Below are 858 nucleotides of genomic sequence, written 5' to 3' on the forward strand. Positions count from 1 at the left end.
GTGGTAGCCGATGAAGTGCGCAACCTGGCCGGACGTACCAGCGCGTCTACCCAGGAAATTGCCAGCATGGTTTCCCGCATCCAGCAGAACACTCGCGAAGCCGTCACCACCATGGAAGCAGGCGTTGCGCAGGTCGACAAGGGCATGGCCGTTACCGCCGAAGTCGAACGTGCCATCCGCGAAATCCTCGAAGCCACGCTGAACACCACCCAACTGGTCAACGACATCAGCCGCACCATTGGCGAACAAAGCCTGGCCAGCAACGAAATCGCCCATCAGGTGGAAATGATTGCCAGCATGTCGGAGGGTAATAGCAGAGTGATTGGCCAGACTGCCGGGACGACAGATGAGTTGTCTGCGCTGGCGGGGCAGTTATCGCAGTCGGTGGATCGGTTCAGGTTGTAAGTGTGCATGGGACTGGCGTCAGATGGATCACAACTATCTGAATAAGTCCCCCTTTTTTTATATAGGTCTTTCTCAATAGGACGATAAACCGATTTTCCCGATTTCACTCGGTGAATGTAAATTGAGTTTTTTAAATTTAAATATTCTAGTCGTGTTAATTCATTTTATCCGTTGCCAGAGGAAGTGCTGCTAATGTAAAAGTGAATGCAGGTGTCATAGGAGATGGCACAATGGAAAATCTAATGGAAAAATTTGTAAACGCTGCGCCTGGTACTTTATTCAGGGTGCAGGAAAAATCGGGGTTTGTGAGTTTCTTATACGAGGGGGAACTGAAATCGGTTGATGTGGCGAAAAGAACTATCGGTATATTGGTTAAGGCTTATAAAGGAAAGATTTATACAATTTCTGTTGATAATATTATATCCGTCCTGTCTCTTATACACATCTGCTCGT

General features: G+C 47.8%; 2 protein-coding genes. Both read left to right on the forward strand.

The genetic code is table 11. The features are described 5' to 3' along the window. Window positions 1-405, forward strand: a 405-nt coding sequence (locus ALQ04_RS06430) for a methyl-accepting chemotaxis protein (protein WP_259644945.1), incomplete at its 5' end; no start/stop codon positions are given. 242 nt (window positions 406-647) lie between these two features. After that, window positions 648-858 (forward strand): hypothetical protein (locus tag ALQ04_RS27025; protein ID WP_221033390.1); only part of this gene is annotated, 211 nt, incomplete at its 3' end.

The organism is Pseudomonas cichorii (assembly GCF_003700275.1).
In the GTDB taxonomy this organism is placed as follows: domain Bacteria; phylum Pseudomonadota; class Gammaproteobacteria; order Pseudomonadales; family Pseudomonadaceae; genus Aquipseudomonas; species Aquipseudomonas cichorii_B.